The sequence below is a fragment of the Bacillus sp. AFS055030 genome (assembly GCF_002574545.1).
Taxonomy (GTDB): Bacteria; Bacillota; Bacilli; order Bacillales; family Bacillaceae_G; genus Gottfriedia.
This window is the reverse complement of the sequence record NZ_NUGT01000017.1, coordinates 193812-214612: the sequence shown is the minus strand read 5'-3', so window position 1 is coordinate 214612 and position 20801 is coordinate 193812. Positions and strand designations below refer to the sequence as shown.

22 protein-coding genes are annotated in these 20801 nt (G+C 34.0%); 4 read left to right on the top strand and 18 right to left on the bottom strand.

The annotated features are described in order from the left end of the window. The first annotated feature begins 19 nt into the window (after positions 1-19). Positions 20-262 (top strand): transporter suffix domain-containing protein, encoded by a 243-nt coding sequence (locus CN925_RS07710; RefSeq protein ID WP_098845663.1) that lies wholly within the window; start codon positions 20-22, stop codon positions 260-262. Between the two features lie 324 nt (positions 263-586). Here the strand turns inward: CN925_RS07710 and CN925_RS07705 are convergent, their stop codons facing one another. Beyond that, a complete protein-coding gene (locus CN925_RS07705; protein ID WP_098845662.1) occupies positions 587-1171 on the bottom strand; it encodes an LOG family protein in 585 nt (194 codons plus the stop codon). Between the two features lie 100 nt (positions 1172-1271). Here CN925_RS07705 and CN925_RS07700 point away from each other — a divergent pair, with 100 nt between their 5' ends. After that, positions 1272-2264, top strand: a complete 993-nt coding sequence (locus CN925_RS07700; protein WP_098845661.1) for a Gfo/Idh/MocA family protein — start codon at positions 1272-1274, stop codon at positions 2262-2264. Between the two features lie 216 nt (positions 2265-2480). On the opposite strand, the gene CN925_RS21245 is transcribed toward CN925_RS07700, so the two are convergent. The 3 genes from CN925_RS21245 to CN925_RS21535 all read right to left on the bottom strand — a co-directional run bounded on the left by CN925_RS21245 (position 2481) and on the right by CN925_RS21535 (position 5107). Next, positions 2481-2822, bottom strand: a complete 342-nt coding sequence (locus CN925_RS21245; protein WP_098845660.1) for a hypothetical protein — start codon at positions 2820-2822, stop codon at positions 2481-2483. 154 nt (positions 2823-2976) lie between these two features. Further along, positions 2977-4857 (bottom strand): ribosomal protection-like ABC-F family protein, encoded by a 1881-nt coding sequence (abc-f, locus tag CN925_RS07690; RefSeq protein WP_098845659.1) that lies wholly within the window; start codon positions 4855-4857, stop codon positions 2977-2979. 109 nt (positions 4858-4966) lie between these two features. Further along, the gene (locus CN925_RS21535) at positions 4967-5107 is read right to left on the bottom strand and encodes an RAxF-45 family protein (protein WP_286138293.1); all 141 of its coding nucleotides are present in this window, start codon (positions 5105-5107) and stop codon (positions 4967-4969) included. A gap of 181 nt (positions 5108-5288) precedes the next feature. Here CN925_RS21535 and CN925_RS07685 point away from each other — a divergent pair, with 181 nt between their 5' ends. Beyond that, positions 5289-5687: a VOC family protein gene (locus CN925_RS07685; protein ID WP_098845658.1), complete on the top strand. Its 399-nt coding sequence runs from the start codon at positions 5289-5291 to the stop codon at positions 5685-5687. Positions 5688-5735: 48 nt separating this feature from the next. On the opposite strand, the gene map is transcribed toward CN925_RS07685, so the two are convergent. From map to CN925_RS07670, 3 genes are all read right to left on the bottom strand, one after another. Then, positions 5736-6482, bottom strand: coding sequence for a type I methionyl aminopeptidase (map, locus tag CN925_RS07680; protein WP_098845657.1), 747 nt, complete (start codon positions 6480-6482; stop codon positions 5736-5738). Positions 6483-6663: 181 nt separating this feature from the next. After that, the gene (locus CN925_RS07675) at positions 6664-7074 is read right to left on the bottom strand and encodes an NUDIX hydrolase (RefSeq protein ID WP_098845656.1); all 411 of its coding nucleotides are present in this window, start codon (positions 7072-7074) and stop codon (positions 6664-6666) included. A 461-nt stretch (positions 7075-7535) separates the two neighbouring features. After that, entirely contained in the window at positions 7536-8549 is a 1014-nt protein-coding gene (locus CN925_RS07670) for a S66 family peptidase (RefSeq protein WP_098845655.1), read from the bottom strand. Positions 8550-8709: 160 nt separating this feature from the next. Here CN925_RS07670 and CN925_RS07665 point away from each other — a divergent pair, with 160 nt between their 5' ends. Further along, positions 8710-9534: a COG4705 family protein gene (locus CN925_RS07665; RefSeq protein WP_286138288.1), complete on the top strand. Its 825-nt coding sequence runs from the start codon at positions 8710-8712 to the stop codon at positions 9532-9534. 71 nt (positions 9535-9605) lie between these two features. On the opposite strand, the gene ytaF is transcribed toward CN925_RS07665, so the two are convergent. The 11 genes from ytaF to CN925_RS07610 all read right to left on the bottom strand — a co-directional run bounded on the left by ytaF (position 9606) and on the right by CN925_RS07610 (position 20223). Beyond that, positions 9606-10250 (bottom strand): sporulation membrane protein YtaF, encoded by a 645-nt coding sequence (ytaF, locus tag CN925_RS07660; RefSeq protein ID WP_098845654.1) that lies wholly within the window; start codon positions 10248-10250, stop codon positions 9606-9608. 197 nt (positions 10251-10447) lie between these two features. Continuing rightward, positions 10448-11149 (bottom strand): twin-arginine translocase subunit TatC, encoded by a 702-nt coding sequence (gene tatC, locus CN925_RS07655; protein ID WP_286138287.1) that lies wholly within the window; start codon positions 11147-11149, stop codon positions 10448-10450. 268 nt (positions 11150-11417) lie between these two features. Next, a complete protein-coding gene (locus CN925_RS07650; RefSeq protein WP_098845653.1) occupies positions 11418-12248 on the bottom strand; it encodes an ABC transporter ATP-binding protein in 831 nt (276 codons plus the stop codon). Between the two features lie 91 nt (positions 12249-12339). After that, complete coding sequence (locus CN925_RS07645; RefSeq protein ID WP_098845652.1) at positions 12340-13386, bottom strand: FecCD family ABC transporter permease; 1047 nt, start codon at positions 13384-13386, stop codon at positions 12340-12342. A 44-nt stretch (positions 13387-13430) separates the two neighbouring features. Further along, on the bottom strand, positions 13431-14492 hold the full coding sequence (locus CN925_RS07640; protein WP_286138292.1) for a FecCD family ABC transporter permease: 1062 nt from the start codon (positions 14490-14492) through the stop codon (positions 13431-13433). Positions 14493-14505: 13 nt separating this feature from the next. Beyond that, the gene (locus tag CN925_RS07635) at positions 14506-15501 is read right to left on the bottom strand and encodes an iron-siderophore ABC transporter substrate-binding protein (RefSeq protein WP_098845650.1); all 996 of its coding nucleotides are present in this window, start codon (positions 15499-15501) and stop codon (positions 14506-14508) included. 341 nt (positions 15502-15842) lie between these two features. Then, the gene (locus CN925_RS07630) at positions 15843-16922 is read right to left on the bottom strand and encodes a toxic anion resistance protein (protein WP_098845649.1); all 1080 of its coding nucleotides are present in this window, start codon (positions 16920-16922) and stop codon (positions 15843-15845) included. Between the two features lie 14 nt (positions 16923-16936). Further along, entirely contained in the window at positions 16937-18556 is a 1620-nt protein-coding gene (locus CN925_RS07625; protein ID WP_098845648.1) for a YceG family protein, read from the bottom strand. 24 nt (positions 18557-18580) lie between these two features. Continuing rightward, the gene (locus tag CN925_RS07620) at positions 18581-18787 is read right to left on the bottom strand and encodes a helix-turn-helix domain-containing protein (protein ID WP_286138286.1); all 207 of its coding nucleotides are present in this window, start codon (positions 18785-18787) and stop codon (positions 18581-18583) included. Between the two features lie 229 nt (positions 18788-19016). After that, on the bottom strand, positions 19017-19595 hold the full coding sequence (locus CN925_RS07615) for a TerD family protein (RefSeq protein ID WP_098845647.1): 579 nt from the start codon (positions 19593-19595) through the stop codon (positions 19017-19019). Positions 19596-19629: 34 nt separating this feature from the next. Next, positions 19630-20223, bottom strand: a complete 594-nt coding sequence (locus tag CN925_RS07610; RefSeq protein ID WP_098845646.1) for a TerD family protein — start codon at positions 20221-20223, stop codon at positions 19630-19632. Positions 20224-20801 lie beyond the last annotated feature (578 nt).

Below are 20801 nucleotides of genomic sequence, written 5' to 3'. Positions count from 1 at the left end.
GAATTGAAAGGAGAACTTTATGAAAAGAATACCATATTACTTAGTATTTGGCTCATTTATCCCATATTTATTAATCTTTGCTTTACCTTTTTTGCCTGTTTCTGGTAGCTTAAAAGCTGGTCTGATCGCTTTATTAGTTATACTTGGCGAAGGAATGTTTTGGATTGGCGGAGTATTTGTAGGTAAAGATGTTATGACAAACTATCGTAAAAAATTGAGCCCGGCAAAATGGTTTAAAAATAAAAGAAAGCAAGAAAATTGATGAATAAAGGGATGCTCTCATAAGAGCCTTTTTTTTTATGCAAAATGTGGATGTGGATAGAATACGGGTATAATGTTAATTTGTTAATAAAGTTGTGAGCAATGTTTATAAAGTAGTAATTTTTTATCCATAAAGTCATAAAATTCAAATTCAGATGGATGTCGTGTGTTGATAACTAGTAAAAACAGATTGAAAAGTTCGACTTATGCGGAAAATTGTGGATAAAGTTGTGAACTTCCTTGCTCTAGCCCCCCTAAATCTGTAAGAATTTCATAATAAAACGCAAAAAACCCACAAAATTGTGGGTAGACAAATTACAAAAACTTATTTGCCTTCTAATTGCTTCCATTTATTTTGCATAACAGGTGGCTCATAGTTTTGCATTCGTTTTAGTAGTTCGTCTGCGTTTTCTGCAACAACAAATAATGAAAGTGTATTTTCGTTCATAAATCCTTCTTTTACAGCATGTTTAAGCAAATCTAATACAGGACTAAAGAAGTTATCAACATTTAATAAACCGATTGGCTTATTGTGGATTCCAATTTGTGCCCAACAAATAATTTCAAATAATTCATCGAAAGTACCAATCCCACCCGGCAATGCAATAAACCCATCAGACATTTCGTTCATTAAAGCTTTACGCTCATGCATTGAATCTGTCTCAATGAATTGCGTTAGCCCTTTATGAGCAACCTCTCCACGAAATAATCCACCAGGCATAATGCCAATGACATTTCCACCTTGTTTTAAAGCTTCATTTGCGATTTCTGCCATAATCCCTAGTCTTGATCCACCATATATCAAATCTATATTATTACTAGCAAATAAGGCACCTAGTTTTTTGGCTTGAAGACTAAATGACTCTCTATTCCCAAGATTTGAACCAGCATAAACACAAATTTTCTTCATAAAATGTCACTTCCTTCGATGTATTTTTCTTTATTTTAACATATCTTTCGATTAGGATTGTAAAGATAAAGTTAACTAATTTTTTTTAGGGGTTGAAAAAATGAATTTAGGTACCATTGGAACAAGTTGGATTACAGAAAGTTTTATCGAAGCTTCAAAGGACAGTAAATTGCTTAATTTAACGGCGATCTATTCTAGAAATGAAGAAACAGCAAGAGCATTTGCTACAAAGCATAACGCTCCTAAGTTTTTTACTAATATCGAAGAGTTAGCAACAAGCCCTGATATCGACATAGTATACATAGCATCACCAAACTCTTTGCACTATGAACAAAGCATTTTATTATTAAAAAATAAAAAGCATGTCATTTGTGAAAAACCAATTTTCTCAACAATTAATGAATTAGATCATGCCTTTAAAGTTGCAGAAGAAAATGGAGTTTATTTATTTGAAGCAATTCGTAACTTCCACTCACCAAACTTTATAGCTTTAAAAAAAGGTCTAGAAAAAATCGGCCAAATTAGAAGTGCCAATCTGCATTATTTACAATATTCTTCTAAATATGATGCATTCCTAAGAGGTGAGAATCCGAATGTTTTCTCTCCCGAATTTTCTGGTGGGGCATTAGTCGATTTAGGTGTTTATCCAATTTATGTAGCGATTGGTTTATTTGGAAAACCAACCTCCTTAAATTATACACCTGTTAAATTACGTACTGGTATTGATGGCAGTGGTACATTAGTGCTAAATTATAAAAACTTCACTTGCAGCATTCAATGCTCTAAAGTCTCTCAATCATATATTGAAAGTGAAATTACTGGTGAAATTGGATCTTTAGTTCTTGATAAACCATCTCCAATATCAAAAATTACTTTGATTAACCATAAATCAAAGCAACGTGAGTCATTGGAAGTTAGTCAAGTACCAAATGATATGCTATATGAAATCCAAAATATTACTAGCATCATAAAAGAATCAAATCAAACAGAATATGAAAACTTAAAAGAACTTAGCAAACTAGTTTTAACAGTAACTGAAACTGCAAGAAAGCAAGGCGGAATAGTTTTCGGAGTTGAAAATAAAGAAAACTAGCCAATTAGCGAGCCGCCTTAGGTGAAGCTAGAGGCTTAGTTGCACTTATACTTAATTCCTAAAATTGGCATCTAACGTCGAGTTTTCTTCTGCGTTGCCAATTTATACTTTCTAGTAAAATTAATAAAAATACCAGTAATCCAATCAGATGGATACTGGTATTTTTTTCTTTTTATGTAAAAGCTGATTAAAAAGATTAATCAGCTTTATTATTTTTTAATATACAACAATCCATCCAATCCCCGGCACAAAGTACCATCTTCTACCATGCAGAATATAATACCCTCCTTGCCAATAACCTCCCGGCCCAGGAAAACCATGTCCTGGTCCATGTCCTGGTCCGTGTCCTGGTCCATGTCCTGGTCCGTGTCCTGGTCCGTGTCCTGGTCCATGTCCTGGTCCGTGGCCTGGCCCATGTCCTGGTCCGTGACCTGGTCCGTGTCCTGGCCCATGTCCTGGTCCGTGTCCTTGGCCTGGTCCGTGTCCTTGGCCTGGTCCGTGTCCCGGTTGAGCATACCCTGGTCCAGGATATCGACTATATAGTTCATCAAACATCATGCACTCACCACCTAAATAGAATCATATCCTTATAACTTATTAATCCTAATAAAGACATGAGCAAGTACTAAGACATTTAACTAACATTATTTAGAAAATTGATGCTTTTGCCTACAAGTTTACTTTAACCCTATGTTAAATACGACCAATTCTTTTATTCAACACATTCTTCAAGTTCTTTATATAAACTAATACTTTTTAACTCTAATTCTTCAAGTTCTCGATGATAATCCTGTAAAATGTTTAGATCATTTTCAAGCAACATTTGTTTATTAATTTCGCTGATTGTTTCTTCTAGTGAGTAAATTTCATTTTCAATATCTTCTATCTTTCGCATTTTTGTTTTTAATTTTATCGGTTTAGCGTACGAATTTGTTTTGATTACTTTTTCTTTTTCACGATTATTTCGATAGACCGTCATTTTTTCTTTCGCAATTTGGTATTCATCAATAAATTCGAAAAGCCCACCATTTTCCAACCAATAAATTTTTGAAAATAGCTTATTAATAAAATAACGGTCATGCGAGACAGCAAGAATCGTTCCTTTGAATTTTTCAAGAGCATCTTCTAATACTTCTCTAGATTCAATATCTAAATGGTTAGTAGGCTCATCTACGATTAATAAATTAATATCTTGATACATGAGTTGAGCCAATCGTAATCTCATTCTCTCTCCACCACTAAGTTGACTTACTTTGCGATAAACCATATAGCCATAAAATAAAAAGCCAGCTAAAATATTACGAGCTTCACCTTCTGTAACATGTACTTCCTCTCTGAATTCTTGAAGTACGGTGTGATCTGAATGGGCTGGTTCGTAATGTTGTGATAAATATCCAATCTTAACATTACTACCTAGCTTAATTTTTCCTCCCTCGATAGATGACTGACCTAAAATCATCTTTAACAAAGTTGATTTACCTGTTCCGTTGTCACCTACTATAACTGCTCTTTCGCCATAGTATAACGAGAAGTTAAGTTGATTAAATAAAACTTTGTCCGCAAAGGATTTTGAAAGATTTTCTGCAACAATTACATCTTTTCCACTACGACTGGATTCCTCTAACTGAAATGCCATTTTCTTTTTTTGTAATACCGGACGTTTTAGTCTCTCAATTCTCTCTAACGCTTTTTCCATACTTCTAGCTCTTCTATGCAATCCAGCATTCGGTGGATTTGCTTGATTAGCCCATTCTCTTAAGCGCTTAATCGTTTCTTTCATTTTTTGTATTTTCTTTTGCTGCTCTTCATAAGCCTGGAATTCTTTTAGTAATCTTTCTTCTTTATGAATAACATATTGTGAATAATTCGTATGATAGACGTTAATTTCTCCATCTTCTAATTCTAAAATATGATTAACTACCTCATCTAAAAAATAACGATCGTGCGAAATAACAATGATCGTTCCTTCATATTCCCTTAAGTATGAACCTAACCATTCAATAGCAGATAAATCTAGGTGATTCGTTGGTTCATCAAGTAATAATAAATCAGGTTGTTGTAAAAGGACGATTCCTAAGCCAATTTTTGTTTTTTCTCCCCCGCTTAAAGAAGAAAATTGTTTAGTAAGTAAATCAGTGATACCTAATCCATTAGCAATTTTCGCAAGCGAAGCCTCCATCTCGTAACCACCGTTATTACTAAACTTCTCTTGTAATGATCCATAACTTACTAGCAATTGTTCTAAAGTCCGTTCATCTTCCGTATTAGACATTTTTATTTCTAATTGCTTCATTTCATTTTCTATTTTTCGTAATTCTTCAAAAACAGTTAATAAAACATCCCTACTAGTCATCTCATCTGGAAAAACAGGAATTTGAGCCAAGTACCCTGTTTTTAATCCTTTTTTAAAATGAATTGAACCAGAATCAGGTGATTCTATACCCGTCAAAAGTTTAAAAATACTAGTTTTACCGCTTCCGTTTGCTCCAACTAAACCTACACGGCTACCTTGATGTATTTGAAATGTTAAATCCGTAAAAAGTGAATTTCCACCAAACATTTTTGAAATTTTATCTATACTACATGCGATCATGATACATTCTCCTTCTATTTTCCGTACCAATCCATACAAAAAAGCCATAGACTAAAGAACCCATCCATGGCTTAAATAATGACTTAAATAGAAGTGTGCAATCACACGATTATTTTATCAAATGAAGTCGTAGGAAAGAGTACGTTTTCGTTTTATTTTGTGTTGTTAAATTGTTAAAAATGGACAGACCTATCCCGTTAACAACTAAAAACGCAAATTTTGCACGACAATAATATAAGAACTCTATCATTTGTGCGCAAACCATTTGAAAACGTAACATCTTTTCTACACCTCCTTTTCGAACTTAAATTTATTTAAATTATAAAATATTTTAACTTTTAGCACAATACCTATTCTATTTGGCTATACTTAAAACTGTGAGTTATTGTTCGCAATTCATACATAAATATTCAAAGAAAAGAGGAAAAAAAGTGAAAAAAATTTTACCTCATATTTACGTTGAAAACTGTAAAGAAGAACTGGAGTATTATAAACAAATCTTTGGAGGAGAAATAAAAAACACACAAACCGGCGATGGTATGGAAATGTTTAAAGGGCAAGAAGGAAAATACATACACGCAGAATTACATATCAATGAAAACTGTGTCATATATTTCGCAGATGCTTTTAGACCATTAATAAAAGGTGACAATATTTGGACAATGCTAGACATGAGTTCTGAAGAGGAAATTAAAACAATTTATGAAAAGTTATCTAAAGATGGAGAAATTCATATGGAACTTCAAGACACATTTTGGAATGCTAGATTTGCTGTTGTAAAAGATAGAAATGGATTTATTTGGGAATTAAATTATTCTAAGCAAGTGTAACTGGAAAATAAAAAGCGAAGAACTAAAATTCTTCGCTTTTCCAATTTCTTAAATCTGAGTTAAAATGATTGGTTCACCTTTTGTTACAACAATTGTATGTTCGCATTGGGCAACTAAACTCTTATCTGGCGTCACAAATGTCCAGCCATCGCCTGACTCGATAATGTGGTCTGCATTTGCAGAGATAAATGGCTCTACTGCTAAAACAAGACCGTCCTTTAATAAGGCTTTATCCATTGGATCAAAATAGCTTAATATATGTTGTGGGCTTTCGTGAAGGCTTCTTCCAATACCGTGGCCAGTTAGGTTTTCAATGACATTTAAACCGTTTTTACTTGCTTCATTATATACTGCTCTGCCAATCTGGTTTTGTTTTGAACCTGCTTTTGTTTTTTTCATTGCAGCCCAAAATGCATCTTCTGCAACTTTGCAAAGCTTCTCTTTTAATAGATCACCTTTCCCAACTACGAAAGAGATTCCAGTGTCTGCATAATATCCATCTAATGCTGCTGATACATCGACATTCACTAAATCGCCATCTTGAAGTACTCTGTCACCTGGAATTCCATGAGCCACTTCTTCATTAACACTAATACAAGTTGTGCCAGGAAAATCATACTCTTTTTGTGGGGCAGAAGTTGCACCATGCTCCTCTAAAACTTGTCTACCGATTTCATCTAATTCTTTTGTTGTCATTCCAACGACAGCTCTTGCCTTCATTTCTTCTCTTGCTAACGCTACGATACGGCCTATCTTTCTTAAAGCTTCTAATTCTTGTTCATTCTTGATAATCATTTTATTGCTCCTGATTCTATTTAATAATTTGTCTTTCTTTTATTATGCCATAATATTACTATGTTATAGTCTTTTAAGCACTTATACAAGACAAAAAAGGTGGGATTAAAGGCAGGGGATAATGGGACTATAACAATTTTAAGGGAGTAAGGCACTTTGTAATCACTCTAGTTTCTAAAAATTATCCTTGAAATGTATAAGGAACAGATGAAGCTAATAATTTTTCGATACCAGCTTTATGATATGGCATTAATTCATTTGCTGTTTGAAGATCAATCCATTTAACTTGTAGAATTTCCTCTTCATGTGAAATGACTAAATCGCCACCGATTATTTTTGCACTAAATGTAAATAAAATGGCATGATGTCCTCTTTCAGGAAAAAAAGCTTCATTAATCGCGATAATATTCCCTATTTCCACTACTAATCCAGTTTCCTCAAACGCCTCTCTTACCGCTGCTTGTTTTAACGTTTCATTTTCTTCAACAGCACCACCAGGCAATGTCCAAACTTCATTTTCATTTTGTACCATTAAGACATTTTTAGTTACTTCATCATAGATCAGCGTATAAACCACATTAACTTTTTTCAATTTGGCACCTCTACTTCCTTAATATGATTCGTATCATTTAAAAAACGGATAAATCTTCCTCTATCACTAATTTTTTATGTATAAAGAAGAACCGGAACTTTCTGATGGGTATGTCCTTTACACAAAAGTCATGGTAGGTATATTCATAGTGGTTGTTACAATAATGGCACTTGTTTTCTTTTTTTAAATTTTTAATAAAAGATAAGTTTTCTTCTATAAAAAACGCTTTGTGTAATGTAGTATATTCCATTTCTTTATTTAACTCATACTATACATCTTCTATTTTTACAGCGCTCGTCCAATATTCCTGAGCAATTTTCAAACCGGACTGCTAATTTCATTTGCACTAAGAATCTCTTGGATTGAGGAAAGTACAAGTTGTCATTTTCGTATTCACACACTTCTTTCTTCTAGACCACATTAAAAAGCGTTCTTTTATAAAAAACGCTTTTTGTCTTGAATTATATAAAAGTCTCTACAATCTTACCTTTTCCACTATTTACTTCTACTTCTGCAAATGCACCATTAATTAAAGTAATTTGAGGTGGTACATGCCCACAATCAATATCGTATATAACTGGTATTTCTAATTCTTCATATAGCTCATTATATACATCTTCAATTGTATAATTATCTACAGCTTGATTTGCTGCACTACGTCCAAATAATATTCCTGAGCAATTTTCAAACCATCCTGCTAGTTTCATCTGCACTAGCGATCTTCTTAAATCTGTTGTATTCAATTCACAATTCTCGAAATACCAAATGATTGGATCTTCTTTAATGTATTTACTTTTAAATGAGCGTACATCTCCATAAGGTGTTCCGACAAGATGTCTAATTACATCAATACATCCACCTAGCAATCTACCTTTGATTTTCTCATCTTTATTCGAAGTAGTTTTCCATTTTGTTTTTTCGGATAAATGAAATACATATGGTGTTGGATTTCCGTGTTGCCATTTTGCTTGGAACAATTCGGAAGAGGTTTGAGTGATCGAGTCACCGGATTTAGTTGCTAACACCTTCTGCCACATAGCTGTTGTGTCATCGGAATATTCTCCTCTTAAATCGATTAAATTCGATCCATGTGCAGTAGCAATTCCGGTTGTTAATGTAAATGCTAATAATATAATACTTGTATCAGAATAGCCTAAAATCCATTTCTCTTTATAATTTTCAAATACTAATTGATCAAGAATCTCGATAGCAAGCTCCCCACCCCACGGCGGAAAAATGAAATCTATTTTCTCATCTTTCATCATTTGATTTAACTCATTTGCACGTTTGTTAGCATTTGCTGATTTTGCTTTCTCCTGTGTCCAAACAACTTCTCCACACTCTACTTTATATCCGTCTCTTTCCATGCGGTTTATGGACTGCTTCAACAATTCATGGTACTGCTCTTTTAGGCCTGATGATGGTGCAGTCACTCCGATCGTTGCACCACTTTTTAAAACTGGATACTTAATCATTTTATCACCCATTTTCTTTTAATTGATTCTAATAGATTACGATGGGATATACAACAAGAATTTCTAAATTATGGATTTTGCTAAATTACATGTCATTTTTCATTTTACTTTCATAAACCTTGTTTACATTATATTTAAATTCAGTAAGGAGGATTATGAAGTGGAATCAATTGAACAAAAACATATAAATAAGAAAATAAGTCCACCAATAGAAAATATGTTAAAAAAAGTTCCAGAAGTTACAATATTTTTCTGGATTACTAAGTTATTGACAACTGGTATGGGTGAAGTGTTTTCCGATTATATCGTGAAAACTTTAACGCCAGTAATAGGTGTTGCAGTAGCATTAATTGTCCTAATTCTGTCTTTAATATTACAGTTTAAAGTTCGTAAATACGTACCTAGTATTTATTGGTTAGTTGTTGTAATGATTAGTGTATTTGGTACCGTAGCAGCTGACGTTGTACACGTTGGTCTTGGTATTCCATATGTGATATCAACGGTATTTTTTGCAGTCTCGTTGGCAATTATTTTTATGATTTGGTATAAGATGGAGAAAACTCTTTCTATCCACAGCATTTACACACGACACCGAGAGATTTTATATTGGTCAGTTGTTATGGGAACATTCGCTTTAGGAACTGCTGCTGGTGACATGACTGCATCAACAATGCATTTAGGCTATTTTTCATCAGGTATTCTGTTCACGGCTTTATTAGCAATACCGGTTATTGGAAGAAAGTTCTTCAAGCTAAATGAAATTTTCTCATTTTGGTTTGCTTATATTATGACAAGACCAGTTGGAGCATCATTTTCGGATTGGAGCTCTGTATCTCAAAAGCACGGAGGACTTGGATATGGTGGTGGGCCTGTTACACTAGTACTTTCAATTATCATTATCATTCTAGTTGGATATCTTTCAATTTCAAAAAAAGATGTGCAAAATGAAAATGATGTTGATGCATCAAAATCTACAATCGCATAATATTTTACTAAAAGTAAAAAGCTGATGTTGAACTATTTACATCAGCTTTTTTCATGATCTAAATTAATTTATCAAACTAGATTGTGGATCGCAATCAAGACCAATATAATTCCACTAATAATAGAGCTAAATTGTCCAAGCGACCATCCACCGATTTTCACATTGGCGACTTTCTTTCCTAAAAGGACGCCTAACCAAATCGCTAAAAAGCTAAAAATACTGGCTGCTATCGATATTGCAAATGGTGAAAGTCCAATTAATCCAACACCTAAGCCGTTCGTTAGTGCATTCATTGAAACAGCAGTCCCTAAAATGATTGCTTCAAAACTACTTATGTCTCCTGAATGGTCAACATCGGCTTTCTCCGGTGAACTTAAATAAATTGTAATATTATTTGAAACTGATTCTTCTCCATCATTATTTATTATGTTCTGTTTATCCTTTCTTGGAAAAGTAAGCAGAACGATTCTAAGTCCAATTACTAGTAAAAAAAATGCACCGATTACATTGGACAGTGTTCCCGGGAATACTTTTGAAATAAATTGCCCTGAAACAATACCTACTTCACTGAAAATAAACGCTATGATTGAAATTATTAAATTCGCTAATAAACCAACCTTTATTCCTCGAATTCCATAAGTTATTCCTACTCCAAAATTATCAATACTAGATGAAAAGGCAAGAAATAAAACAGTAATCCAAATTGAATAATGCATAGTATATGCTCCTTACTTCATCTTTTTCCGACAAAAGTTTTTTGTCTAGCTTTTTATAACCTATGAAGAATCTATGATTATTCAACTTGTTCAAAGTTTAAAAATTTACTAATAAAAAGTTTTGGAGAGTATAGATATTTTAATAAACTTCATACAAATGCTTTGAAACCAAAATAGGTAAATGAGCTTTTACTCATTTACCCCTTTTTTCTATATACTGATTTAGATGTTAATATACTTAGTTCATATAATAATATTAACGGAATCGAGACAGAAATATGTGAAATAAAGTCTGGTGGTGAAATACAACACGCAACGATTACTAAGATAAAATATGCATACTTTCTCACTTTCTGTAAATATCTAGGCTTCACTACGCCGATTTTTGTTAAGAACATGATTACAACTGGCATATCAAAAAATGCAGCAAAGGGAACAACTAGATTAAAAAGAAAAGAGAAATACTTTTCAACTGTGTAGTTTTGTTCAAGCAATCCTTGTCCCATAATTGTTAGGAATCTAAGGATATTAGGAAAAACAAAGTAATAGCCAATCACTAATCCTAAAACAAACAGCAAAAATAATGCGGGTATATAAAATCCAATCCCTTTTTGTTCGGAAGGATGTAAACCCGGTCTAACAAATAACCAAGTTTGCCAAGTTGCAATTGGGATCGTAAAAACAGCAGCAAAAACGGCAGAAATCGAAAAATAGACCCATAATATATCCCCAGGACTAAGTACAACTAGTTTATATGTTAAATCCCTTGTTAAGAATTTATAAATTGGTTCTACATAAACGAGCCCAATTATAAATAGAACAATAAAAGTAACTGCTGTAATGATAATTCTTTTACGCAGTTCCTCAAGATGATCGACTACTTCCATTTCTTTTTTCATATGAATTCTCCACTTTGCCATTTACTAGAACAATTGTATAAAATACTTTCTCATCCCACATTATTATTTCAAACAAATACAATTTGTTCAAATAAGAATTTTTTAATAAAAAACATGGTTAAAAGATTCGATGACTTAATGAGCGATAACTCAATAGGATGAAGTTAACTAGATAAATTATCTAAACAAAAAATCACTAACAAAAAAATAAGTGATGTTTTTATTTTCACTTATTTTTTTATTAGTGATATTAAACGAAAATCACAAGTTAGCTATTCTTACCTAATGGAACGACCAGTGGTGTATTGGCAATCGGATCATCTATGATTATGCACTTTAAACCGAAGACTTCTTCAACTAGTTTAGCAGTGATAATCTCGCGAGGGTCTCCTTGTGCAATCACCTGGCCATCCTTCATAGCGATAATATTATCTGCATATCTCGCAGCATGATTCAAATCATGTAAAACAGCAACTAATGTATTCCCTTGTATATTTAGATCTTTAAATAGCTCTAATAAATCAATTTGATGAGCAATATCAAGGTAAGTCGTTGGTTCATCAAGAAGGAGCATTGGTGTTTGTTGAGCAAGTACCATTGCAACCCAAACTCTTTGTCTTTGTCCACCAGATAGTTCGTCTACGTATCGATGTGACAAATCGCTCGTATTTGTAAGCTCCATCGCAGACATTACTGCTTTTTCATCTTCATCAGTCCATTGTCTTATAAGACTCTGATACGGATATCGGCCATGTGCGATCAAATTCGCTACCGTTATACCGTCTGGTGCGGTTGAAGATTGTGGTAACAGTCCTAGTTTACGAGCTACTTCCTTTGACTTATAAGATGTAATAGCTTTTCCATCTAGTAATATTTGCCCTTTTGATGGCTTTAACAGATTTGAAAGTGTTCGAAGTAAGGTTGATTTCCCACATCCATTTGGACCAACAATGACTGTAAATGATCCATCTGGAATTTGTACTGAAAGGTTTCTCGATATTACCCGATTATCATATTTGATTGTAATATTTTCTGTCCAAAGCCTAGACTCTGTTTGAATGGTCTTTTGGCTTTGAATGTCTGCCGCTGTTAACTTCATAATTCATTTTCAACTTCTTTCAATCAGAATATCGTAATACATGAAACCTTCTCGTGAGAAAGGTCCTAAAGCTTGTACATTTTTATTTCATTTAAGCTGCTGATCGAGCTTGACGGAATAATAGCCAGACTAGGTATATTCCACCTAATGATAAAGTTACCACACCTACTGGAAAAATTGTTCCTGGAATTACTCTTTGTGCAAGAACATCCGCCCCTAGTAAAAGAAACGCTCCCATCATCGCTGCAGGTAAAATACTCTCTTCTGATTTAGTAATACGTTTAGCGATTTGCGGTGCAACAAGTGCTACAAAACTAACTGGACCTATTACTGCTGTAGGAGCAGCCGTCAATGCAACTGCAATAAGAATCAGTAATAGTTGAGAACGTTCAATCCGAACACCATGAGATTTTGCCGTGTCCATGCCGAACTCCATTTCACGCAATGGTCTGTTCATTATTCCAGCACAAATAATGAGAATAATGACGGCAATTGCGGGAAGAACTACTTGTTTCCAATCAATCCCATTTAGTGATCCAACTCCCCAAGCTGCCGCAGTTAACGCAACCTCTGCATCACTTTTAATAAGAAGCATCGAATTGATACTGCCTAAGATTGCTGAAACGGCTATTCCAACGATAATTAGGCGAAAATTCTGCGTTCCTTTTCGGAAAGCAAGCAAATAAATAAGGAGAGCCGTTGTGAATCCACCGATCAAAGCTCCACCAGCTATATTAATGTAAGAAGTCGACTTAGCGACAAGAAGCACAATAAGTGCTCCAGTATAAGAGCCTGAAGTAAAACCAATGATATCAGGAGACCCTAATGGATTCCGAGTTATTGATTGAAAGATCATTCCACTTATTGCTAAACCTGCTCCAAATATAATCGCAGCTACCACTCGTGGTAAACGCCATTCGACCACAACAGTTCTCGTCATCCCTGTCGCTTGGCCAATTAAAGCAGAAAAAACTTCGTGAACACTTAATTTCAGTGTGCCTACCATTAATGCAAACATTGCAATTGCAATCGTGGCCATAAGAAGGATTGCCACAACAATCATGCTCCTCACATCAATTCGCGCCTTTACTGGCCATTTCAGTTGTAGATAGTGCCTACCATAATTAATGGGGCGCATATTATTCACTCCTTCTTACATTCAAACCTATGCCACAAATCATTTTATAATCCACTCGCTTTACGTCTACGAACAAGAATTAGTAGAATCGGTGCACCAACTAGTCCCGTGATAATCCCTACTGGAACTTCCGAAGGCAACAATACAACTCTACCAATAATATCTGAAAGGATGAGGATGATTGGTGCTGCTACTATTGAGTATAGAAAAATCCAAAATTGGTCTGGGCCGACAAACCATCGTACACAATGTGGCACCATTAAACCAATAAAACCAATTGGTCCAGCTATCGCAGTTGCCCCGCCAGCTAATAGTGTGATTGCAATCAAACCTATTGCGCGAGTCACACCAACATTTACTCCTAAAGAAGATGCACGATCATCTCCGAAGGCAATCGCGTTTAATGCAGGAGTAATGACAAATGCTAATAATGCACCAATGATTAAAATGGGTAGAACAAGCCAAAGGTCATCAAGACTTCTCCTAGCTAATGTCCCAACACTCCAGTTCAACATTCGTGCAAAGGCCTTACTATTTATTAATGTCAATGAAGTCGTAATCCCACTCAAAGTGGCACCAAGTGCTACCCCAGCAAGTGTAATTTGTACAGGTGTAGGAGCCTTTTTACCAGCTCCTCCACTTATAACATATACTGCAATTGTCGCAATTAATGCACCAATAAGTGCAAACCACATATAATCAGACATCGATGTAACAGAAAATACACCAACTCCTATCGCAACTGCGAAGGCTGCTCCAGCATTTACGCCTAAAATACCGGGGTCGGCTAATGGATTTCTAGTCAGTACTTGGATTAAAGCTCCAGCTAGTCCGAATGCAGGACCAACAATTAGTGCAATAATTGTTCTTGGTATCCTTGTATTATGAATGATTGTGTGGTCATAGCTATTGTTTGGTGAAAACAACGCATCCCATACTTCACCAAAAGGTATGGATTTTGCACCGATCATCAAACTCATGAACACTACAGCTATCAAAAGTAATAGTGCTACGATGAAGCCAAAAAATCGTTGCAATCGCATCGAAGTAATTGTCTTTGTATTTTCCCCAACTACTTGAGTCGTTTTGTTTTTTGGTTGCTTCATCGCTGTCACCGTCTTACTCCCCGCTTTCTAATGCTTTTTTAAACTGTTGTGGTAAATTATCGATTGCCCATAATAATGCAGGTACCGTTCCTGTTGAGAATGCGTTTGATGAATTTGTATCAAGAATAATTGATCTTCCATCAGCTACAGATGGGATTTTCTGATAAAGTTTATTGTTTGTTATCTCTTTTGGATCAACAAAAATAGGTAAAATAATCGTTAAATCAGCATTTAATAGATCTAACTTTTCATCAGCAACTTTAATATAGAAATTACCTTTAGCTAATTTTTCAATCTCTTCCTTGTTTTTGAATCCAAGTCGCGTTACAAAATCAACACGAGAATCGCCTTTTACGTAAGCACCAAAACCTGAAGAATCATAAGCACCAACAGCAACCGTTTTACCTGCAAATTCAGGATTTGCCTTAGCCGCTTTATCAAATGCCACATCTACATCCTTAAGTAATTCTTCACCTTTATCAACTTTACCAAGGGCTTGTGCAATCATTCGCACTTGGTCTGTAGTAGTCGTTAAATAATTATCTCCACCTTCAGGAACCCCGACAGTTGGAGCGATTTCTGAAAGGCGTTTGTATCGTTCTTCATCTCCTGAAGATTTTACATCGAGAATTAAATCTGGTTTAAGAGAAGCAATTTTCTCATAATCAAGTTCCATTGTCCCTAGAATAGTTGGTGATTTTTTATATGCACCTTTTAACCAAGGTCCTACACCGTCACCACCAAAAGCAAGCCAATCACTTGCACCAATTGGTTCAACCCCAAGACTTAGGGCCGTCTCTGCATCGCCCCAACCTAGAGCAACAACACGTTTCGGATGCCCTATGATCTCCACTTTTCCGAATTTAGTATCAACTGTTACACCAGATTCACTTGAAGACTTTTCACCAGACTTTTTACCTGAATCTGATGAACAGCCAACTAGACCAATCAATAAAAATAAAGACATGATAATCCCAAGTAATTTGGGTATTTTGATATTTTTAATCATTTCGTTCTCTCCTTAATTAACACTGAAGTTGATAATCATTTTCAATCATTAATTATACTAAAGCGACATTTAATGTTCAATAGAATTCCATCATTGTTACAGAACTTTCAGAATTATTCACTTATCAGCTTAAATAGTGTCGCAAATCGAATCTTCCAATTCTTTACAACACTATGTACTATAGCATTAACTTTTTAATTTATCTCATTATATTATAATAACATTTTTTGAAAATAAAAGAATCAAAATTTGCTAAAACTACTCCCCGATTATCTAAACTATCATTAAATATAAACAAAAGTCAGTAGCATTGTTTAAGCCACTGACTTTAACCTATATCATTACTTCCCTTGCTTAAGTTTAATGAAGTTTTCTTGCAGCTGCTCTAAACGAAGTTTACCTTGTTCACGTTGAATTTTATTTTCTTCTTCAATCGCTTTCGTTTCTTGCATACCCTTCATAATGATATTCCAAGTTTCTTCCATCGTCTCAATCTTAATACTAGGTGATCCTGATAATCTAGCAATATCCACACTTTGCTGTGAAATGGTATTGGCATTACGTAATAATAATTCGTTTGTTCTCTTATCTAATTCATTCATTGATTGAGCTACTAAATTTTGTCTTTTAGCTGCTATCGCATTAATTAATGCAGTTTTAAAAATTGGAATAGTTGTTACAAATGCAGAGTTAATTTTACCAATTAATTTCGTATTACCACGTTGTAATAAACGAATTTGCGGAGCTGATTGATAAGCAACTTGTTTTGCCATTTCTAAATCATAAGTACGTTGCTCAAGTAACTCGATTGCATTTTTTAAGGAATCTAACTCCATCATGGCAAGTTGATTACCTGATCCAGCTCTTTCAGTTAAAGCAGGAAGCTGTGTTTTCAACTCTTCTACTTTCATTTCTGCAGCTACAATATATTTTTCTAACTCCAGATAATAGGCTACGTTTTGCTCATAAAGTTGTTCTAATGTATTTGTAGATGTTTTCATTTCGTGTTCATATTTTGTAATTTCTACATACACTTTATCAATTTCAGTACCCATTGACTGATATTTATCAAATAATTTATCAATTAACTTTTGACCACGATTAAAAATTTTAGAAAGAAAACCTTTTTCTTCAGCAAAATCTTTTGCATCAAAGCGGTCCATAATTTTACCTAATTGTTTTAATAAAACACTAGATTCTTCCATACTTGAAGCCTTAATTGTATTTAAAATTTTACCTGAAAAGGTAGAAATTTCAGTTGCAGGTTCTTTCCCATACTCCAATAATGCGATTTGATTTTTATGGTCAATTGAACTTGCTAAACGATGTACCTCAGGTTCATTTCTTAATTGCAATTTCATATCATTTGCATTCAAAATTTCATCTTGCTTTTCTAAACTAGTCAGTGTATTTATAGACATTTTTAGTTCCCCTTTTATTTAACTATTTTTCTAAATAGATTTTTAATTAGTGACTGTCCTGATGGTCGCAACACTTGAAATTCAGTATCGAAAGTAACCTCATCTAACCAATGAGAATCGAAAAATTTTTCATCTACGAATAATTCGATATCATTCTGACCCGTTGGATTAAGTAAAATTAAATCCACGCCAAACTCATTTAATAATAGAAGCAGTGCTGCGTCATTTCTATTTAGTTCACCATCTCTTTCTGTATTATAAATAATTAATTTCGGAACTTGCTGTGTGTAATCAAACTGTTGTAGTAATCTTAATATTTCATTTGGTATATTCATCGATTGGCTAAATAAAAATAACTGGGTCTGATCTTTTGTTTCATTTGGTAACGGTTTAATATTTGCTCGGTCAACATATCTAGATATAGCAGAGGCTAAACCAAACTGTAATCCACTTGGAAGTTCTTTATATCTCCACCAGTTACTTTCCACCATCTTTTCTGGGTCTAGTAGCCCGTCACGCCCTAAAGCATTTTGGTAATGATATTGTTGGTTTCCTTTAACTAATTGTGTAAATGGAAATTTATCTATTTTAAGTGTCAAATTACTTTCAGTTAGTTGGCCAATTTTTTCCCAATAGTCACGGTGATTTTTCGTCACACCTAGAACCTTCATAAAGAAAACAGGTATTTCAACACTATTGTCCTTTACTTGAAAATTAGGACGTAACATTGCTCTTTCTTTATGTAAAATGAATAATTCATCAAAGGTTGTTTTTAACGTAATTGATCGAGGAATATAATTTCTAAATTGCCATGGTTTAAATAATAATGAATCCTCAGTATGCAATAATTGCTCAATTTCCTTCGTCGCTCGATGGGCAACTGTACTTTTCCTAACTGGTTTTTCTGTTGGAAAAGGTACTAAAGATGTCTTTGAAGGTAATCGCTTAATTCCTTCGTTCTTTGTACCTACTAAATGAGATAATGAATCTTTTCCTTCAGGATGAAATATAGCAACATCAAAACCTAAAAGGATTAGTAAGTAAAGAAAATAACTTTCACTTATCGTTGCATCACCATACCACAAAATAAGTGGAGAACTAGTAGGAAATGTCTCAATCCATTTATTTACATGGTTATGTAACCATTTAACGAGATCAACTAAGATCCTTCTAAAATTACTATCTAGGAATCCATTTTTATGTGAATCTTTAAAAGTAGATAAAACAGATTTAATTTGTTCCCGAATATGTCTGTGGATGCTCTGATTTTCGTGCTTCGGAATTAATCGCTCACCTTCAAGGAATGCAATTAGTCTGTTCACTGATAATCCGTTTTCAGCATTGTTAATTGTGACTACTCTTTGAACTGCTTGTAACATATCATTCGAAATTGTCTTGTCTAAATCTTCGCTTAGTAGAATGACATTTAAAGCCTCGTCATGTACTAGTTCATATAAATTTTCAAAATACTCGTCTTCATCGAAGCTTGTTCCTAAAATTCGCCATGCAATTTGATTAAACTGTATAGTTTCCCCTTCTACTTGATAAGATTGTCTTAATTTAGAAGGTTGTTTCAAAATACTCAACCACTCATGTTGATTAATATCCATGGCTACTGGGTTGATCGCAGACATAATAGATACTCCTTTCTGATGTGATTATTTCATTTTTGGTTGTCCAAAAACTGCTAACATACCTTCACGAGTTACTACCCAAGAGGAACCAAATTTACGTATCGAACCGTCTGGAAAATCATTTATTCGTTTCCGTAATGTTGAATCATTGATCCCCCACTCTTCACATGCTTGACGAGAACTAAGTAAACTTGGATCATTTAAATTTATCGTATTACTTTGTTTATCCAAAATCCCACCCCGAACTTCTAAATAATGCAACATTACATTAGGAAAACATCTTAAACTAAAATTATCATCTAGTACATACTTAGAAACCATTTTCTAAAGATGTACTAAACGATAATAAAGTAGGTTTAGACCGCCCGCCAAATCAACTTTTCGGACTATATCCAAATAGAAAGGGGAAATACATAAGCTTTCCCCTTTTGACTATCCACAAACTTTTTTTAAAATAAAATTAAGCGTCTAAGCCGTAATCTCTAACTAGTGAGATTAAACCACCTTGGTAGCCGCTACCAATTGCATTGAATTTCCATTCGCCATTATGACGATATAACTCACCAACTACTACTGAAGTTTCAATTGAGAAATCTTCACCTAAATCATAGCGAATTAATTCTTCACCATTCGTTTCATTTAAAATACGAACATAAGAGTTGCTAACTTGTCCGAAATTTTGGTTACGTGCATCAGCTTCATGAATCGTAATAGCAAATGCGATTCTTTCTACTGAAGCAGGAACGTTTGTTAGGTTAACTGTAATTTGCTCATCGTCACCATCACCAGCGCCAGTTCTGTTATCACCGTGATGTTTAACTGATCCATTTCCACCTACTGTATTGTTATAAAATACGAAATCTTTTTCAGAAGCACATTTGCTAGCTCCATTTAATAAGAATACTGATGAGTCTAAGTCAAAGTCATTACCGCCACTGTACTTGTTAGTATCCCAACCTAATCCAACAACAATATTCGTTAAACCAGGATTTGTTTTCGTTAAATCTACTTTTTGTCCTTTTAATAAATTTACTGTCATTTTAAATACACTCCTTGTCCTTTATGTAAATTATTTATTGAAAACGTTGAACTATTTTATCTAAAGCTATATCTTTTGTTCCCTCTCCAACCGCAGAGAACTTCCACTCCCCATTATGGCGATAAATCTCACCAGGGAATAACGCAGTTAAACCTAAATAATTTTCAGTAATATTGTAGTTTACTAACTCAGAGTTTGCCGACTTATCTACTACACGAATAAATGCGTTTTTAATCATACCGAAATCTTGCTTACGTTGAACACAAGCATAGATATTTACAACAAATACAAGTTTATGTACATAAGATGGAACCTTATTTAAATTAACAAATATTTGCTCATCGTCACCGTTTCCATCACCCGTTAGATTATCTCCAGAATGAACTACGCTACCGCATAAACTTTTTTTGTTTCCAAAATAGATTACATCACTTGCACTTCTTAACTTATCATTTTCATCTAACATTAAAACAGAAGCGTCACAATCAATGTTTTCTTGTTTACCAAATCCGAAAAATCCGCCACTTTTTTTAACCGGATCCCAACCTAAACCTACAATTAAAGAGGAAAGTCCCGCTCTTCCTTTTGTAAGGTCGACTTTTTGACCTTTTTGTAAAGAAATTGCCATATGCTTTTAACACTCCTTACCATGTATTAATCACGTTTGCGTGACTTATAGTTTAATATTATCATATAAATTTTGGAAATACTATTAACATCATAGAGTTTTGTGAAATTTGTTACAATTTCATGTCATAACAAAATTTGGCGAGCTTGTTTTGAGTGACCTGCATATAAATTCTGAAAGCCGCAAACTCTGGAAAGAAGATCGACAACACCGGAAAAAACTTACCTGTATCAGTTTTTATATAGAAATAAAAGTACACTATAGCGGTAGACACTTATGTGCCCATCGCTATAGTGTACTTTTTGTGTTACTTTTTATATTGTTTTTTAGGAGATAACTAAGTACCAAACTTAATCCAACTAATATATATAGAAACACTTTTAGTTCTTTTAACCATTCCACTCCAAAATTACTTGCAACAATACCAACTACACTTGCTACAAATATTATTTCAAGTAATGTAATAAAAAATTTCAAGTAAATTACCTCCTGTTGATTCATATGAATACTTTTATCCATAAATATTTCTTCTAATGTAGGCTTTTGAATATTTACTTCACAAAAATCAACTTCTAATA

Coding starts and splice junctions, on each gene's coding strand:
- CN925_RS07710 (WP_098845663.1), top strand. CDS start 20: ATGAAAAGAATACCATATTACTTAGTATTTGGCTCATTTATCCCATAT.
- CN925_RS07705 (WP_098845662.1), bottom strand. CDS start 1,171: ATGAAGAAAATTTGTGTTTATGCTGGTTCAAATCTTGGGAATAGAGAG.
- CN925_RS07700 (WP_098845661.1), top strand. CDS start 1,272: ATGAATTTAGGTACCATTGGAACAAGTTGGATTACAGAAAGTTTTATC.
- CN925_RS21245 (WP_098845660.1), bottom strand. CDS start 2,822: ATGATGTTTGATGAACTATATAGTCGATATCCTGGACCAGGGTATGCT.
- abc-f (WP_098845659.1), bottom strand. CDS start 4,857: ATGATCGCATGTAGTATAGATAAAATTTCAAAAATGTTTGGTGGAAAT.
- CN925_RS21535 (WP_286138293.1), bottom strand. CDS start 5,107: ATGATAGAGTTCTTATATTATTGTCGTGCAAAATTTGCGTTTTTAGTT.
- map (WP_098845657.1), bottom strand. CDS start 6,482: ATGATTATCAAGAATGAACAAGAATTAGAAGCTTTAAGAAAGATAGGC.
- CN925_RS07670 (WP_098845655.1), bottom strand. CDS start 8,549: ATGATTAAGTATCCAGTTTTAAAAAGTGGTGCAACGATCGGAGTGACT.
- ytaF (WP_098845654.1), bottom strand. CDS start 10,250: ATGCATTATTCAATTTGGATTACTGTTTTATTTCTTGCCTTTTCATCT.
- tatC (WP_286138287.1), bottom strand. CDS start 11,149: ATGAAAAAAGAAATGGAAGTAGTCGATCATCTTGAGGAACTGCGTAAA.
- CN925_RS07650 (WP_098845653.1), bottom strand. CDS start 12,248: ATGAAGTTAACAGCGGCAGACATTCAAAGCCAAAAGACCATTCAAACA.
- CN925_RS07645 (WP_098845652.1), bottom strand. CDS start 13,386: ATGCGCCCCATTAATTATGGTAGGCACTATCTACAACTGAAATGGCCA.
- CN925_RS07640 (WP_286138292.1), bottom strand. CDS start 14,492: ATGAAGCAACCAAAAAACAAAACGACTCAAGTAGTTGGGGAAAATACA.
- CN925_RS07635 (WP_098845650.1), bottom strand. CDS start 15,501: ATGATTAAAAATATCAAAATACCCAAATTACTTGGGATTATCATGTCT.
- CN925_RS07630 (WP_098845649.1), bottom strand. CDS start 16,922: ATGTCTATAAATACACTGACTAGTTTAGAAAAGCAAGATGAAATTTTG.
- CN925_RS07625 (WP_098845648.1), bottom strand. CDS start 18,556: ATGTCTGCGATCAACCCAGTAGCCATGGATATTAATCAACATGAGTGG.
- CN925_RS07615 (WP_098845647.1), bottom strand. CDS start 19,595: ATGACAGTAAATTTATTAAAAGGACAAAAAGTAGATTTAACGAAAACA.
- CN925_RS07610 (WP_098845646.1), bottom strand. CDS start 20,223: ATGGCAATTTCTTTACAAAAAGGTCAAAAAGTCGACCTTACAAAAGGA.